Source organism: Peribacillus sp. P4_C12, assembly GCF_056402095.1.
Genome location: NZ_JBFUIB010001115.1, coordinates 1 through 659 on the forward strand (window position 1 = coordinate 1; position 659 = coordinate 659).

Annotated in this window: 1 protein-coding gene; it reads left to right on the top strand. The window is 32.8% G+C overall.

The annotated features are described in order from the left end of the window. The first annotated feature begins 200 nt into the window (after positions 1-200). On the top strand, positions 201-323 hold the full coding sequence (locus tag AC1DUW_RS31655) for a hypothetical protein (protein ID WP_477644556.1): 123 nt from the start codon (positions 201-203) through the stop codon (positions 321-323). The last annotated feature ends 336 nt before the right edge of the window (positions 324-659 follow it).

A 659-nucleotide genomic window follows, 5' to 3' on the forward strand; every position in this document is an offset into this window, starting at 1 on the left:
AGTTCAGACAGAGTAATACCGTTACAATTATTAAGTAACTTTCCTAACTTAGGCCTTTTCTATTCTTTCCTAACCATAACTTTAAATCAGTTCTCTTAGCTATTTTTCGTTCCCTATTATTGACTGATCTATATGTCTTTATTCACCATCTATTATTTGGTTTTTGAAAAATATTGTGAAATATGAACAAGCATTTTCCATTGGCAATTACGCCATCCTTATTAAGCGTTATTCTCTTGAATCTTGCAGCTATGATTAATCCAGTCTTTATCGGAATCACTGCAGGTCTTCTCCTAATTGCGCTAATTGGGGTACCGTTCTGAAAATGCGGTTTTACAACATTAAGTATATCTTTCTAACGATTCCCCACCTATACGAGGAAGAAAAATGTATCATTGATCAACAGGTTCAAAAATAGTCATTCGTTAACCTTTTCTGAAATCCCTTTATAGTAAAATTAACATTTCGAAAGGATGGTTACCTTGATGCTATCTAAAGAGAAAAAAACTGTACTCGCCCACTTATCTATCATCTATTATCGTTCTTAATGTCTTATTGATGGGTTTTTATTTATTAGGGCTTTTGGTTTTTTCCCATCTACTTGGATGGATGCATTGCTTTTTAATCCACGTATCTCTTATTGCATAATAGTATATGAA